13 protein-coding genes are annotated in these 17,114 nt (G+C 38.7%); 3 read left to right on the top strand and 10 right to left on the bottom strand.

The window, feature by feature from the left end:
• Positions 1–73 precede the first annotated feature (73 nt).
• From V5M36_RS08535 to V5M36_RS08495, 9 genes are all read right to left on the bottom strand, one after another.
• Positions 74–1,105: a helix-turn-helix transcriptional regulator gene (locus V5M36_RS08535; protein ID WP_338557937.1), complete on the bottom strand. Its 1,032-nt coding sequence runs from the start codon at positions 1,103–1,105 to the stop codon at positions 74–76.
• Positions 1,106–1,216: 111 nt separating this feature from the next.
• Positions 1,217–1,651, bottom strand: a complete 435-nt coding sequence (locus tag V5M36_RS08530) for a MaoC family dehydratase (RefSeq protein WP_338557935.1) — start codon at positions 1,649–1,651, stop codon at positions 1,217–1,219.
• A 1-nt stretch (position 1,652) separates the two neighbouring features.
• The gene (locus V5M36_RS08525; RefSeq protein ID WP_338557933.1) at positions 1,653–3,503 is read right to left on the bottom strand and encodes an ABC transporter ATP-binding protein; all 1,851 of its coding nucleotides are present in this window, start codon (positions 3,501–3,503) and stop codon (positions 1,653–1,655) included.
• Between the two features lie 44 nt (positions 3,504–3,547).
• On the bottom strand, positions 3,548–4,777 hold the full coding sequence (locus V5M36_RS08520; RefSeq protein WP_338557931.1) for a mechanosensitive ion channel family protein: 1,230 nt from the start codon (positions 4,775–4,777) through the stop codon (positions 3,548–3,550).
• 362 nt (positions 4,778–5,139) lie between these two features.
• On the bottom strand, positions 5,140–5,679 hold the full coding sequence (locus V5M36_RS08515; RefSeq protein WP_338557929.1) for a DUF2058 domain-containing protein: 540 nt from the start codon (positions 5,677–5,679) through the stop codon (positions 5,140–5,142).
• A 12-nt stretch (positions 5,680–5,691) separates the two neighbouring features.
• Entirely contained in the window at positions 5,692–6,369 is a 678-nt protein-coding gene (locus V5M36_RS08510) for a YoaK family protein (protein WP_338557927.1), read from the bottom strand.
• Positions 6,370–6,409: 40 nt separating this feature from the next.
• Entirely contained in the window at positions 6,410–7,612 is a 1,203-nt protein-coding gene (gene sstT, locus V5M36_RS08505; RefSeq protein ID WP_338557925.1) for a serine/threonine transporter SstT, read from the bottom strand.
• Between the two features lie 517 nt (positions 7,613–8,129).
• Entirely contained in the window at positions 8,130–8,741 is a 612-nt protein-coding gene (locus V5M36_RS08500; protein WP_338557923.1) for a MarC family protein, read from the bottom strand.
• A 13-nt stretch (positions 8,742–8,754) separates the two neighbouring features.
• Positions 8,755–10,794 (bottom strand): choline transporter, encoded by a 2,040-nt coding sequence (locus V5M36_RS08495; protein WP_338557921.1) that lies wholly within the window; start codon positions 10,792–10,794, stop codon positions 8,755–8,757.
• Between the two features lie 280 nt (positions 10,795–11,074).
• Between V5M36_RS08495 and betI the strand changes: the two genes are divergently transcribed.
• From betI to betA, 3 genes are read left to right on the top strand one after another with little or no spacing between them, the layout of a single operon-like run.
• Positions 11,075–11,665, top strand: coding sequence for a transcriptional regulator BetI (betI, locus tag V5M36_RS08490; RefSeq protein WP_338557920.1), 591 nt, complete (start codon positions 11,075–11,077; stop codon positions 11,663–11,665).
• A gap of 11 nt (positions 11,666–11,676) precedes the next feature.
• Complete coding sequence (gene betB / locus V5M36_RS08485; RefSeq protein WP_338557918.1) at positions 11,677–13,152, top strand: betaine-aldehyde dehydrogenase; 1,476 nt, start codon at positions 11,677–11,679, stop codon at positions 13,150–13,152.
• A gap of 16 nt (positions 13,153–13,168) precedes the next feature.
• Positions 13,169–14,836 carry a choline dehydrogenase gene (betA, locus tag V5M36_RS08480; protein ID WP_338557916.1) on the top strand — a complete coding sequence of 556 codons (1,668 nt, stop codon included), beginning with the start codon at positions 13,169–13,171 and terminating at the stop codon, positions 14,834–14,836.
• 60 nt (positions 14,837–14,896) lie between these two features.
• Here betA and V5M36_RS08475 read toward each other — a convergent pair whose 3' ends face one another.
• Positions 14,897–16,624: a SulP family inorganic anion transporter gene (locus V5M36_RS08475; protein ID WP_338557915.1), complete on the bottom strand. Its 1,728-nt coding sequence runs from the start codon at positions 16,622–16,624 to the stop codon at positions 14,897–14,899.
• Positions 16,625–17,114: the final 490 nt, after the last annotated feature.

The following is a 17,114-nucleotide window of genomic DNA, read 5'->3' as shown; positions in this document are numbered from 1 at the left end:
AACTCCTGATTACATCGCATATTTTTCTCAGTGTTATACATGGTTTTTTTTAAAAGAGAAAGTTCTATAACGTTTATAAATATGGGTCTTTGCGCCAACTACTCGGACTACGACCACTCCAGCGTTTAAATGCACGACTAAAATTGGCAACATCGGAATAACCTAATTCATCTGCAATTTGCTCAAGCGTATAATCTGTGCGCGAAAGTAATGATGTCGCATGTCGATACCTCACTTCATCGACCAAAGTAGAAAAAGAAGTGCCTTCCGCTGCTAATTGGCGCTTAAGGGTTCGATCTGACATATGTAAGCGATCGGCGACATTTTCAATACTTAAGTAATGCTGTTCCGAATGGGTCAGGATGTCACGTACTCGCATAGAGATGCGTCGTCTTTCTCCGAGCTCCGATAATTCAGCTTCGCACTGATTAATGGCAATTTGGCTGGCAATAGGATCGGCATTCACCATTTTTAAGGCCAAATATTTTTTATCAAAACTGGCTAAAAAATGAGGTTGATCAAAGTGGACTGAATAGTGGGGGTTGATTCGAGTTAAATATTTATCAAAACCTGCTGGTTCTGGAAAATCAAAATTGATATCACCATGTAAATCATCTACGCCAGTAAGCGCACGAGCCATTGTAATCACACCAAAAGTCAAAGCCATCACAATTTCTGTTCTCAGCGGCTCTATGTCAATATCACATTGTAATTGTAATGACACTTGCTCACTAAAAGTTGAAAAGTGAAATTGCAAAAATGGCATACGCAATTGTATGAATCGATTGGCTAGGAAAAGTGCATCAGTGATCTCATTTGAGGTCATGATCGCATAGCCAATAAAACCATGAATTGAAATACGCATTTGATTACCAATATGATAGCCCAATGACGCTTCACCCGTCATTTTTCTAGCGAGGATGATCATTTCATTGGCGACATCGAGCGGAATTCTGAAATCAGGTTCAGCAAGCTGCTCATTGGTATAATTAAACGGTGCAAAGAGGGATTCTGCACTGTAGCCCCAACGAGCGACCACATCTAAAAGTAAGAGTCCGTATACACCTGGTATACCAAGATCTGAGCGGTGTGAGACTGATTTCATATGCGATCCATTGCTTCCAACATTATTCTAATTTTCAGATTCATATTGACATAAAATACGATTGAATACATTTATTTTGTAGGACAAGGCTTGTGCCTTGTCCATAGGGCTTTATTTTTTAAACACGAATATTTTGGTTGTCGAGATGAGTAAAAGGTCATCATGTTGATTCTTCGTCTGGTTAACATAGGTCACGATGCCCCGATCAGTTTTTGTTTTTGATGGGGTAATGGCTACAATTTCAATTTCGACATGAATTCGATCACCAGCACGAGTCGGACGTGGCCAACGTAAACTTGATTCGGAGCCAATCAAGCCACCTGCCACTGGAAAGCACTCTGTCCATAACCGCATGGTTAAAGCAGAAGTTTGCCATCCACTGGCTGCAATTCCTTTGAAAATAGGATGCTCAGTGGCTGCTTCTTCATCTAAATGAAAAGCTTGAGGGTCATATTTAGCAGCGAACTCTTTAATTTCATCTAGGGTTATTTCATATTCATTACTTTTGAACTGATCGCCGATTTTTAAATCTTCCAAGTATAACATTCTATTTGTCTTCCTTTGCTTTCACTTCTTGTTCTACTAAAAAACCACCAGTTTGTCTTTGCCATAATTGTGCATAAATACCATTTAGGGCAATGAGTTCTTCATGTGTGCCTTGTTCAGCAATATCACCTTGGTCCAAAACAATTAAGCGATCCATTTGTGCAATTGTAGATAAACGGTGTGCAATTGCGATGACCGTCTTACCTTGCATCAGCTCATCTAAGCTGGACTGAATCGCAGCTTCAACTTCAGAATCTAAAGCACTTGTTGCCTCATCCAAAACCAGAATAGGCGCATCTTTCAAAAATACACGTGCAATTGCAATACGTTGTCGTTGACCACCAGAGAGTTTGACGCCACGTTCACCTACATATGCATCATAACCTGTTTTTCCACGCAAATCAGTGAGTTGAGGGATAAACTCTTCAGCTTTGGCTTTTCTCACGGCGTCATACATTTGTTCATCTGTTGCATCAGGGCGGCCATATTTGATGTTTTCCGCCACAGTTCTATGCAGTAAAGAAGTATCTTGAGTCACCAAAGCAATATTTTTTCTTAAACTGTCTTGGGTCACATCAAGAATATTTTGTCCATCAATTAAAATCTGACCCTGTTTTAAAGTGTAGAAGTTTAATAACAGTTGAATAAGGGTTGATTTTCCTGCACCCGAGCGGCCGACAATGCCAATTTTTTCACCTGCTCGAATATCTAAATTAAATCGATCAATGACATTTTTATCATTGTACGCAAAGGTGACATTATTAAATTGAATTGCACCGTTTTTGATTGCTAAGGGTTGAGCATTGGGTTTATCTTCGATTTGAATCGGCTTACCCAGCGTTTTCATACCATCTTGAATGGTTCCGATATTTTCAAATAAAGCAGACGTTTGCCACATCATAAACGCAGCCATACTGTTGAGCTTTAAAATCATCGCAGTCGTCGCTGCAATTACCCCTATTTGTGCTTGACCTTGTAACCATAACCAAACAGCAGTACCCAGTACACCAAAAAACAGCACAGCTGTCAGTAAGTTAATACTAATTTCATAGGCAGTACCCAAACGCATTTGTTTAAATACACTACGCATGAAAATTTGCATAGATGCCTTGGCATACTGACTTTCACGGCCAGCATGAGCAAAGAGTTTAACGGTTTGAATGTTGGTATAGGCATCTGTCACACGGCCAGTCATTTCAGCACGTGCGTCTGCTTGCTCTTTTGAGATCCGACCAAGTTTAGGGATGAAATACAAAGCAGCAGAGACGAACAATACCAACCAAAACAGGAGAGGCAATAATAAGAAAGGGGAAACATTACCCAGTACAACACTGATGGTAATAAAATAGATGATCACATAAGTGACCATATCACCCAAAATTACCCAGAACTCTCGAACGGCCAAAGAGGTTTGCATGACTTTGGCAGATAGACGACCTGCGAAATCATTATGAAAAAAATCCAGTCCTTGTCTTAAAAGTAGATTGTGAAACCTCCAACGCAGACGCATTGGAAAACTACTAAATAAAATCTGGTGACGTATGATGGATTGCATATTGGCAAAGAAAATATTGCCAAATAAAATTAGACTGAGAACCGTCAATTGTTGCTGATGATTTTCTAAAAATGTATCAGGGGTAGACTGGCTTAACCAGTCCACTAAATGGCCAATTTGAGAAAAGAAAATCGCCTCTAAACTGGCTGTGGCAGCAGTAAATAAGACCAGTATAACGAGATAACGTTTGACCCCAGATGCTGCCTGCCACACAAAAGAAAAGAAAGTCTTTGGCAATGGTTCATTTAAGTTTTTCGTCGGATATGGATCAACTAACTTTTCAAACCATTGCAACATAGTCGTACTCAAACCTTAACTTTAGATAGATCACAGTGTAATGCTTATTGCGTGATCTTAAAATCACTACCCGTAGGATTCTGGAATATTTTTAATCCAAACTCAGGCAAAATTGCAAGTAAGTGATCGAAAATGTCAGATTGAATATCTTCATATTTACCCCAAGCAGTGGTATTGGTAAATGCGTAGATTTCGATCGGTAAACCTTCGCTCGTTGGTTGCAGTTGGCGAATAATCAACGATTGATTTTGAGCAATGCCTTCGTGGTTTTTTAGATAATAATCTACATAGGCTCTAAACGTCCCTAAGTTGGTTAGGCGTCTTTGATTATTCACCGAAGAATTAACATATTGCTGGTTAAATTCTTTCAGTTCATTGTTTTTTTGATCAAGATATTGATCGAGTAGGAGAAACTCACGTAATTTGCTTTGTTCCAGTGCAGTCATAAAATGCACACTATTTTGATCAATAATAATCGATCGTTTAATACGACGCACACCTTGTTCTTGCATGCCGCGCCAGTTTTTAAAGGTATCAGTGACGAGGCGATTGGTCGGAATGGTGGTAAAGGTTTTATCAAAATTACGAACTGTAATCGTATGTAATGACATATCAATGACATCGCCATCTGCATTTAGAGTAGGCATTTCAATCCAATCACCAATACGAACCATGTCATAGGATGAAATCTGTACCGATGCAACCAATGAAAGAATGGTATTTTGGAATACCAACATCAACACCGCGGCCATTGCACCAAAACCTGCAAGTAAGGTAAACACATCCTTTTTCAAGAAAGTGCCTAAGATCATGAGTCCACAGACAATGAATATGATCAGTTTTACCAGTTGTAAATAACCTTTAATGGGCTTATTAATTGATTTCGGATTACGCTGATAAATGACATTGAAAAGATTAAGGAATTGACTAATCGCCAAAGCAATCGTAAGAAATATAAATGCTTGGGAAAGCATTTGTACGATTAGAATAATTTTGCTTGATAAATGTGGAACTGTTTCAATCCCATTCATAATAATAATAGCGGGAACAATATTTGAAATTCGTCGAATCACACTATGTTCAGCAATGATATTACCAAAGCTTAATTTAGATCGTGTTATAAGTGCACGGATACCGCGCAAAACCACTTGTTTGGTAAAGAAATTGGCTACGAAAGCAATCGCGAGCAGAATACTCAGAGAGGTGAGCATTTCAAGCCATGGAAATTGATCAGCCCAAACTTGAATATCTTGTATCAACTGTATATTTTGCAAAAAATACCCCTTATATTCATAAATGCGCTATTTTACAAGCCTTTATGTGACAAATTATTCTTAAATAACCATTTAACTACAGGAACATAACGAGATATTGATGTTGAATTGATTTAAATCGCTTTTTGACCTGTTTTGGAATGAATAGAAATCAGTAAAAATCATTATTCAGAACTTTATTTAAGAAACTAATAAATAAATGAAATGTAGAATTTAATCTGTTCTACTTCAGCGCCTAAAATTAAGTTAAAAAATTGAGAAGAGAACTGAATAGAAAACTCCTGACAAAATCGAAAGAAAAACTCAATAAAAAGCCAATCACTAAGATTGGCTAGATGTGATGTATAGATTTAGTCGTGGTCTTACCACATTAAGTCATCAGGAATGACATAAGCTGCATACGGATCTTCTTCATTGGTGACAGCATCATTGTTGGTGCTGGAATTATTTACAATAATATAGCCTTCCAGTTTTTCATTAATACGATCTGCAAGCGCTTTAGGCAGTATCGCATAACTTTTTAGGTCTTTAGCAATAACCAAACTACCGGATACCAGCGCATTATAAACTTGCTGATTGATATAAATTTTCTTAATTTTTGCTTCATCAATAAATTGATAGGTCATGTCACCATCGGTATCGGTGATTTTGTGTTGACCAATCATTTGAACCACTGCTGCAACCAATGCTTTCTCATCTGAAATTCTTTTCTTTTCAGCATTGAGAGATTGATCTTTGGCAATTTTTTGTTGATGATCTTGCTCGATTTTAGCTTTTAAATCAGCCTCAGGGCTTTGACCTGTACGTTGCTCATGAACCGCTTGTTTAGACAGTTTCTTTGCTTTCTTATTATCCACTAAGCCTGCTTTGAGCAATTGCGCTTGTAATGCATTTTTAACCATTTTAAATACCAACTATGACATTTGAAGTCGTGAATAACGGAAATAAATAAACCAATATGCCAGTGTAAGCCCTAAACTTAAACTCGCTGGAATCAGGAATGATTGTAATTGTAAATAAGGATTGGCAATTGCTGCAATAAGACCTCCTAAAATAAAACCAAATAATATCAACAAATGTAAGATGACTTTCTTGGGTTCATTTTGTAAACCTTTAAAACGATAACCCAGCGCCAAGCCTAAGTCCGTCAACACACCAGACAAATGTGTGGTTCGAATAATCGCACCTTGATAATGACTGACCATGGCATTTTGTACACCCATTGCACAACATGCCCAAAGTAAGGCATAACTCGGATAATAGCGAATAAAGACCCAACATAAGAATATGAAGACCGTGACTAAGCTGAGCGGAATTCCATAGCGTCGACCCAATTTAAAATGGCTGTTGCCCAGAATATAACCACTAAAGCTTGATCCCAAGACATAACTGATTATAATCAAGAAAAGGAAGGCAACACTTGAGAAATCTTGCTCAGCAAGGCCGAGTGCCATCAAACTGGCATTACCAGTCATATGCGAAACAGATTGATGCAATAAAGAAATGAGACCTAGAACATTAATCATGCCCGCGTTCATCGCGAGCATGAAAGCCCCAAATTGAATCCATTTAGGTAGGATTTGAAATGGCATATCTTGAAATGGACATTAAAAGTTTATGTCTTTCAATATATTATTTTGTAGGACCGCGATCAACAGCAGTAGTGAACAAAACATCTGAGGATGAGTTTAATGCAGTCTCAGTAGAGTCTTGTAATATACTAATGACCATACCAATAGCCACAACTTGCATAGCAATATCTGTCGAGATATTGAATAAACCACATGCCACAGGAATAAGTAAGAGTGAACCTCCAGCAACACCGGAAGCACCGCAAGCAGAAACGGTTGCCACAATCGATAAAATAAGCATGGTGCTAAAGTCGACTGAAATACCTAAAGTGTTTACTGTAGCCAGCGTTAATACGGTAATGGTTACGGATGCACCAGCCATATTAATTGTAGCGCCTAAAGGAATCGCCACGCTTGCTGTGGAATCATTAACACCTAAACGTTTTGCAAGATCTAAGTTAACTGGAATGTTGGCAGCTGAGCTTCGTGTAAAGAATGCAGTAATACCACTTTCACGAATACACTGAAATACTAAAGGGTAAGGATTGGTACGTGTTACAAATGCCACCATAATTGGATTGATGACCAATGCAACAAATAACATGCTACCGATAAGAACAGTCAATAAATGCGCGTAGCTCTTTAACGTATCTAAGCCAGCTTCTGCAAAAGTCACAGCAACCAAACCAAAAATACCGAATGGTGCAAAACTAATAACCACCCGAATCACTTTATTCACTGCATTTGCTGCATCTGTCAAAAAGATTTTGCTGGTATCGGCCGCATGTCGAAAAGCAATGCCCAAAACCACTGCCCAAGCTAAAATACCAATAAAGTTGGCTTCACTTAAGGCCACAATCGGGTTTGCTACAAAGCTCAGCAGAAGATTCTTTAAAATCTCAATCAGACTGCCAGGCGGTTGTAATTCCGCTTGAGCAGGAAGATCTAAGAATAAAGTGCTTGGGAAAATATTACTTGCTACAACAGCAGTTAAAGCGGATAAAAACATACCCACTACATACATAACCATGATCGGCTTGATCTTAGAGTCATGACCGCCACCCACTTTGAAATTGGCAATTGAAGACAATACCAAGATAAATACAAGAATCGGAGCGACAGATTTTAGTGCCTTAATGAATAGGTCACCTAATAAGCTTAAAGACGGTGCAACATTAGGGAAAAAAATGGCAACTGCTACGCCTAATATAATGGCGATGATAATTTTGGTGACTAAACTTAAACGTGCTAGTGCAGCGAACATAATTCAACCTAATATGCCTAGACTGGCTTAAAATCAAATAAACAAGCTGCATATTCTATACTGAAAACCAATAACTTAAATAAAACAATTTACTAATAAAAATTAAGCCATTAAAAAGAATCATTTTTTTTAAAAAGTATTGAGGTTGTAGTTAAAGTTTTCCTCAAGATTTTTGTTATTCAACAACAAAATTTAATCAAATTGAAAATGTGCGAATGAATATTTGTGTCTATATTTTTAACGGATTGAGTAACATTCAAGATATGCACTCAAACCTTTTATGAGTTTATATTCAGAATTTCTTAGATATTTTTTAGTGATAATTAGACGCTTTTTAAGTTTTTAAATGTGTATGGATCTATTCAATCAATAAATCATTCAATGACATTAAATCAATATACAAAAATGCCTTCTCACTTTTGAAGGAAAAGGCGAAGACGAGGAAATGCAGACTTTTTTCATAAAATTTTTTCATAAAATCTTTAGTAAGAATTTTATCAAAGGTTTTAGAAAGACTCTAAGTCGATTGAATAATGCCTGCGACACCCGTAACAATCATATCAATGGCAATAGTACCAATGAGTAAGGCAGCTAAACGTCCAACAATATCGACATATAAATCAATATAATTAGAGTATTTATGCTGTAAATGATCGTGGGCATATTTCATAAGAATAAGAATGCTACAGGTCAGAAAAAGGGTAATGAAAATAACGATGATCGTTTCCATTAGGCTCAGACGGACACCGGTTATCACCGCGGCGCTGATCGTACCTGGACCAATCATAAATGGCATGGCGATCGTGCCAGCCAAATGATTTGGTGCTCCGCGCATGACACCAATCGTATCAGCACCTTCAAAGACATAACGATAACCGATGACTAAGAAAATAATTCCGCCAAAAATCTGAAAAGACTCAAAACGAACATGCAAAACGTCATTAAAAAAAGCTTCGCCTGTTTTTGCAAAAATAATAAATACGACTAGACTAATCAAACTACCCTGAATTAAAGCCATATTGAATGTTTTTGCGTCGGAATTACGAATAATGCCGAGCATATAAATACTCATCAAAAATGGATTAAGTAATGAAAAAAACAGTGCAAACGAATGGAGTGAGTCTGACATGATTTAAATATCCTTATTCGTTGTCTAGGTCAGGGAAAAGCGGACGGTTACCCGGACTAATTCGGTTAATATGGAGATAAGTCATATGACGTTCATATTTGTCTAAAATATCGTTGATCACCTGTTCTTTACTATATCCGACCAAGTCATTGCCTTGAGAACCTTCAAATAAATAGCTCTCCAGTCGATAATAATATTTCTTGGTTCTTTTACCGCGAGAACTAAAGTTTGGTGTGTCATAGCGAATAGGCCAGATCTGGTAAACAAAATTTTCTTCATTATCCAGATGAATCGTTAAATCTAAATGATAAAGCTCTGGATCTTCCTCAGTGTCTTTTTTTGTGAATTCGGCTTGTACACCACGATTCAGCATTTCATTTGCAACCGCTTCAATGGCGGGTTCACAAACCGTTTCCAACATATTTAAAGTTTGTTCTCGGGTCGGATGCAACATGACACGGCTGAGGCGTTTTTTCCAATTGAGAATATCCACATTACCCACCACTGGAGCAGCATTCATATGCGTACTTGCCTGTCGGAAATCTTCTAAGCGTAAGGATTTATACAAACCTGCCATTACTAAGAAAATAACAAAACTAAAGGGTAAGCCCATGATGATGGTGGTGTTTTGTAAGGCTGTAATACCGTTAGCCATCAGCATTGCCAAGGTCAAGATCCCAATCGCAATTGCCCAGAAAACACTTAACCAACGGGGTGCATCATGATCTATATTGCTAAATTTCGTGGTGAAATTTCCGAGCACCAGAGCACCAGAATCGACTGACGTGACATAAAAAAGTAACCCAGTAATCGTGGCTAGACCTGCAATAAATGGAAAGCCCGGATATGTTGAAAGTAAATCATAAAATCCATGCGCGGGATTTTGAATAACCGTAGCGGCAAGTTGAGCATTACCATCGAAAATAACGCTATGCAAGGCACTATTACCAAATATAGATAACCAGGTTAAGGTAAATAACAAAGGAATAATCAGCGTGCCGGCAATGAATTCTCGTATGGTTCGCCCACGAGATATACGTGCGAGAAATAACCCAACAAAAGGGGACCATGCAATCCACCACGCCCAGAAGAATAATGTCCAACTGTTCATCCATTCTTTCGGTTGTTCAAAAGCAAAACTGGTGAGTGAAAGCTGTGGAAATTGACTAATATAATCGCCAAAGTTTTGAATCAGTGCTGCCAAAAGAAATTCGGTATTACCCGCGAAAAGAATAAAGAGTAACAGTCCAACGGACGCATAAATATTCATTTCCGAAAGAATCCGTAGACCTTTATTGACGCCAGAAGTTACAGATACGATGGTAATAGCAATAGCGACTGCCAGTAACGCGGATTGCATAATAAGATTTTCGGGTACATCAAATAAGACATGTAGACCGTAGTTTAACTGAACAACCCCAATACCACAGGTTGTCGCAATACCAAAAATGGTGCCCATCACTGCTGCAATGTCGACCGTATGTCCAATTGGACCATATATTTTTTTACCGAAAATCGGATATAAAGCTGAGCGAATCGTGAGTGGTCGATTATAGCGATAACTAAAGTAACCTAAGGCAACTCCAATCAGCGCATACATACTCCAGCCTGTTAAACCATAGTGGAATAAGGTCCATACCATGGATTGGCGTGCAGCCTCAAAGGTTTCACCTTGACCTACGGGAGGATTTATATAGTGAGACAAAGGTTCAGCCACAGAGAAAAACATGAGGTCGATACCGATACCTGCTGAGAACAACATGGCAGACCAGCTCAACAAGCTAAACTCAGGTTTTGAATGTTTAGGACCCAGTTTTATTTTGCCATACCGAGAGAAGGCAATAAATAAAACGAAAACCATATACAGTGTTGCAGCTAATAAGTAATACCAACTGAATGTACGACTGACCCAATCTAAAATAATGACAATGACTGCATTTGTTTGCTCATTAAATAAAATGGTGACAAATGAGAACAGCAAGATCAGTGTGGCTGAGAAATAAAAGACGACTTTATTGAGACTGTCTTGAGACTGTTCGAGATTTTTTTGCATAAAATATCCATGGTCTTATTATATTCAGAGAGGCAGCACGGTCGCTTTTAGTGTTGAACATATTTTAGTTGAACATATTTTAAATGTTGAACAGATGATGTTTAGCGGTTTTACAAACAATTGCAAATAAAAAACAAACGAAGCTGTACTTCACCAAGTTGATAGGACTATAATTTTTTTTAATTGAACGTTCAATTAAAAAAAGGTTTTATTATGTTAATTCAATCCTTACGCAATATTCATTTCTTGCGACTTAATCATTTGATATACGGTTAGCCATATGCCTAAAGTTGGGATGCAACCCATTCGTCGTCAACAACTCATCCATGCAACGTTATCAGCTGTTAATGAGCTGGGTTTTGCAGATGCTTCGATCATTCAAATCGCACAACGTGCTGGTGTTTCAACTGGAATCATCAGTCACTATTTCAAAGGAAAGCATGGCTTAATTGAAGCAACCATGCGCTATCTGCTGCAACAATTGGCAGACGCTATTGCCAGTAATATAAAAATAGCAGATGACACGCCAGAGCAACGTCTGATGGCCATTGTAAAAGCTAATTTTTCATCGTCACAAACAGATAAAGCGGCAATGAAAACTTGGTTAGAGTTTTGGACCAATAGTCTCCATCAACCTAATTTACAGCGCTTACAAAATGTCAATCACCATCGCTTGCACTCCAATATTAAATTTGAATTTTCAAAAAAATTGCCAACAGAACAAGCCGAAATTGCAGCACAAGGTTTGGCTGCATTGATTGATGGTTTCTGGTTACGTGGTGCATTGATGAAGACCTCATTTAATACAGATATTCCCATTCAAATTTGTAGCGAATTTATACATCGACAATTCGAACATGCTGTCGCATAAGGAGAATAATTTTGACAACATTTAAAATGCAAAAACCATATATTCATGGTCAATATACAGATGCTTCATCAACAAACACCTTTCAAAGCATTAATCCTGCCAATGGTGAAGTTCTTGCAGTTGTGCAAAGTTGTAATCAAGCTGATGTAGATCGTGCAGTTGTTTCAGCACAAAAAGGTCAAAAAATATGGGCTGAGATGACCACCATTCAACGTTCGCGTATTTTAACTAAAGCAGTGGATATTCTCAGAACAAGAAATGATGAATTGGCTGAACTTGAAAGTTTAGACAGTGGAAAGGCAATCAGTGAAACATCGACTGTTGATATTGCAACAGGCGCTGATGTCTTAGAGTATTACGCTGGAATATTGCCTGCACTCGAAGGTCAGCAAATTCCACTGCGAACGACTTCATTTGTATATACCCGCCGTGAGCCTTTGGGTGTAGTTGCTGGTATTGGTGCTTGGAATTATCCGATTCAAATTGCGCTTTGGAAATCAGCACCTGCTCTTGCTGCGGGAAATGCGATGGTGTTTAAAGCCAGCGAAATAACCCCTTTAACAGCTTTAAAGCTTGCAGAAATTTATACTGAAGCAGGAGTACCCGACGGTGTATTTAATGTGGTTACGGGCGGTGCAGATGTTGGCGCTTACTTAAGTTTGCATCCTGATATTGCCAAAATTTCATTTACGGGTGGTGTAAGTACGGGTAAAAAAGTCATGGCGCAGGCAGCGACTTCTAGTTTGAAAGAAGTCACGATGGAGCTGGGCGGCAAATCACCTTTAATTATTTTTGAAGATGCTGATTTAGATCTTGCTGCAGATATCGCAATGATGGCCAACTTTTATAGTTCAGGACAAGTCTGTACCAACGGCACACGTGTATTTATTCCGAACGCTTTAAAAGAAGCTTTTGAGCAAAAAATCCTTGAACGTATGAGCTATATACGTATGGGTGAGCCACTTGATCCTAAAACAAACTTTGGTCCACTTTCTAGTTTCGCTCATATGGAAAAAGTGCTTGGCTTTATAGCGTCAGGTAAACGTCAAGGTGCTCGTTTACTGGCGGGAGGTGAAAGAGCGTTAGAGGAAGAGTTTGCAAAAGGGGCTTATGTCCAGCCGACTGTTTTTACTGACTGTACAGATGAGATGGATATCGCAAAAGAAGAAATCTTTGGCCCTGTCATGACTATTTTAAGCTATGACAATGAAGAGGAAGTCATTCTTCGAGCGAATAATACGATTTATGGCTTAGCAGCTGGTGTGGTGACCTCAGATTTGGCGCGTGCACATCGAGTGATTCATCAAATTCAAGCCGGTATTTGTTGGTTAAATACTTGGGGTGAATCACCTGCAGAAATGCCGGTTGGAGGCTATAAACAATCTGGTGTCGGACGTGAAAATGGTATATCAACCTTAGAACATTACACCCAATTGAAGTCTGTTCAGGTCGAACTGAGCCGATTCCAATCTGTCTTTTCTGCATAATTGGAGGCTTAATTCAATGAATTATGACTATATTATTATCGGGGCGGGTTCGGCGGGTAATGTGCTGGCTGCGCGTCTGACTGAAGATCCAGATATTCAAGTGTTGTTATTAGAAGCAGGTGGTCCAGACTATCGTTTGGATTTCAGAACTCAGATGCCTGCTGCTTTAGCATTTCCTTTGCAAGGTCGCCGTTATAATTGGGCCTATGAGACTGATCCAGAACCGCATATGAATCATCGTAGAATGGAATGTGGACGGGGTAAAGGTTTGGGTGGCTCATCGCTCATTAATGGCATGTGCTATATCCGTGGAAATGCTATGGATTTAGAACAATGGGCTAGCTTTAAGGGCTTGGAACATTGGAGATATGCTGAATGTCTACCTTATTACAAAAAAGCTGAAACTCGAGATATTGGTGGGAATGACTATCATGGTGACTCAGGTCCAGTGAGTGTTGCGACACCTAAGCAAGGCAATAATCCCTTGTTTCACGCCATGATTGAAGCGGGTGTGCAAGCTGGGTATCCAAGAACAGATGACCTCAACGGATATCAGCAGGAGGGTTTTGGTCCGATGGATCGTACCGTTACACCCAATGGTCGACGCTCAAGTACGGCGCGTGGTTATTTAGATATGGCAAAAGGGCGTGAGAATCTCCGCATTATTACCCATGCAATGACCAATAAAATACTGTTCAATCAGAAACAAGCGATTGGAGTTGAGTATTACGCAGCAGATGATGAACAAAAACCAATTCAAGTTTACGCCGCTAAAGAGGTACTTCTTTGTGGTGGCGCGATTGCTTCGCCTCAAATTCTGCAACGCTCAGGGATTGGAAATGCGCAGCACCTAAAGGCATTAGATATTGACCTGATACACGATTTACCCGGTGTCGGTGAAAATCTACAAGATCATTTGGAAATGTATCTTCAATACGAATGCAAACAACCTGTGAGTTTATATCCGGCATTAAAGTGGTATAACCAACCGAAAATTGGTGCTGAGTGGTTGTTTCTAGGTCAAGGTATTGGTGCGAGTAATCAGTTTGAAGCGGGTGGATTTATTCGATCTTCTGAAGAATTTGATTGGCCTAATTTACAGTATCATTTTCTACCCGTTGCTATTAACTACAATGGTAGTAATGCGATACAGAAACATGGTTTCCAAGCGCATGTAGGTTCGATGCGCTCTCCATCACGTGGTAGAGTAAAACTGAAAAGCAAAAATCCTTTTGAGCATCCAAGTATCTTGTTTAACTATATGAGTGCTGAGCAAGATTGGCGTGAGTTCAGAGACGGAATACGTATTACCCGTGAAATCATGCATCAACCTGCACTCGATCCTTATCGAGGCGAAGAAATCAGTCCAGGTAAACATATTCAAACGGATGATGAACTGGATGAATTTGTGCGTAACCATGCAGAAACAGCGTTCCATCCAGCTTGTAGTTGTAAAATGGGTGAAGATGAGATGGCTGTGGTTGATGGTTATGGTCGTGTTCACGGTGTGCAAAGTTTGAGAGTCATAGACGCTTCAATCATGCCTGTGATTATTACGGGGAACTTGAATGCGACGACGATTATGATTGCAGAGAAATTAGCGGATCATATTCGAGGCAATTCGCCGTTGGCTGCTTCAGAAGCTCCATTTTATCGTCATCAAAAACATGAGCAGGTCATTTAAAAAAATTGAGTGATGACCTATAAGCAGATTTATAGGTCATCAGTTTAGTTTAAATACCGTTTAGCAAAATGATTTCGCGTCGAGCTCATGCACAGCTTGATAATGTGTGAGATAAATTTGGCCACTCAAATCTTTAAACAAATTTGATTTTTTTAGACGGTCCATCACAGGACCTTTGATTTCAGTTAAATGTAATTGAATATTAATTTTAGAAAGTTCCATATTAATATCCTCTAAAGCTTCCAAAGCACTGAGGTCAATATTACTAATACTTGAGCAGTTAATCACCACATGGCGCAATGCGTCAGCCTGACTGACCTGTTGAATAATAAATTCTTTCAAAGTATTGGCGTTTAAAAAACTTAAGTTTTCATCAATTCGAATCGATATTAAGTTTTGGCTGGTGAGGACGTCATGGCGTGAAATATTTCTAAAATGTTGCGTATTTTCGACTAGACCAATGACTGCCATATGCGGGCGACTGATCCGCCAGAGTAAAAGTATAAATGTAGAAACGATCCCGATCATTAACCCTGTCGAAATATCGATACAGAGTACACCTAAAAAAGTCACCCACATGGCTAAACCATCAGCTTTGGAATATTTCCACGCCTCAATAAAGGGCTTAATGGAGACCAATTTCCAAATTGAAACAATGATCGTTGCAGCCAAAATCGCTAAAGGTAAATGCTGAAATAGACCTGTAAAATATAAACTGACCAGAATAATAAATAAGGAAGAAAGCACGCCTGCCATAGGTGTTTTGGCACCCGCATCTGCATTCACGACGGTTCTAGATAAACTGCCTGTCACAGGAAAAGCAGAACTGACACCTGCACTTAGATTGGCTAAACCCAGCGCGATGAGTTCTTGATTACTATTTAACTGACTGCGTTGTTGAAAGGCTGTTGCTTGAGCAATCGAAATAGACTCTACAAAGCTCACCATCGCGATCATCGCTGCACCAGGTAATAGTTTAAGAACTAAATCTAAATTCCAAAAGGGAATGGCAAATGGTGGAAAGCCTGATGGAATCTCACCAACTGTTTTCACTCCCAATTGATCCAATGGCGTGAAGTAAACCAAGGCAATAGACATCATCACCAGCATTAAAGGCAGGGCTTTACTGAACAGCTGATGAGTACCATTAATTCTTTTGAACAGAGGATTCTTCAGCAGTCTTGGCATATAGATCAGGAATAGAATGGCCAGAGTACCGAGTAATAAGGTACTTAAACTACTGAATCTTAAATATTCATAAGCACTTCGGGTAAATTCAATCACATTACTGGTTTGCAGGGGGATATCCAGTAAAAACTTGATTTGTCCTAATGCAATTAAAAGTGCCGAAGCAATAATGAAACTTTTAATCACCGGCTGACTAATCAGGCGTATTAAAAACCCAAAACGAAAAAAACCTAGAAAAAATGAAATGAGGCCGACCAATACTGCCAAAAGACAAGCGGCTTGGATATAAACAGGGGAGCCTACTTCATATAACGGCGCTAATGTGGCAAAGGTCATCATTGAGATGAGTGCGACAGGACCAATAGAGAGCGTTAAACTACCGCCGACCCAAGCATAAATGATCATGGGCAATATGCTGGCATATAAACCCATCATTGGGGGTAAACCAGCAATCATGGCATATGCCATACCTTGGGGTACAAGCATTGCGAGCACGATGACCGAAGCCAATAAGTCTTCTTTAAATTTGGGCTGATTATACTCTTTAAGCCATAACCAAGCGGGGAAAAAATGTCTGGCTTTGAGCTTTGGAAATGGCATATTAAATTTCAAATCACAATTTATTATATATTATGCAGAAAAAGTGATAATAATTCACGGTAATTTTATTCATGTCGTTCACTCAAACAATTTCATCAATAAAAAAGATGATGTATAAGGGAATAATTTTGGCTAAAAATCATTCACCATTTGATAGAAGTTTAGAATGAGGGCGTATAGATTATGATCTGATTATTAAAACAATGACTTTTGAACTAATGCTGCTTATTAGAACTGTATTTATTAAATCTGTTCTTATTAAATCTGCCAATGTTAACTTTATCTTCTTTATACAGAGCTAGTTAAGCCACAATAATAACAATTAATCAATTTAATATTTTGCTAGGGTATACTTTTTTAAGTAAGCAATAGTTATTACAACCACTACCTTCATCAATGATGATAAAGATCATTGGTTTAAAAGTCATTCAGAGTTTCAACAGAATGAATAATGAGCCAACTCTTTTCATCAAAGAACAGACTCCTTAAC

The organism is Acinetobacter sp. KS-LM10 (assembly GCF_036896575.1).
GTDB classification, from domain to species: domain Bacteria; phylum Pseudomonadota; class Gammaproteobacteria; order Pseudomonadales; family Moraxellaceae; genus Acinetobacter; species Acinetobacter avistercoris.
Note: the sequence above shows the minus strand (reverse complement) of the source record. Positions and strands in the feature narration are given on the sequence as shown.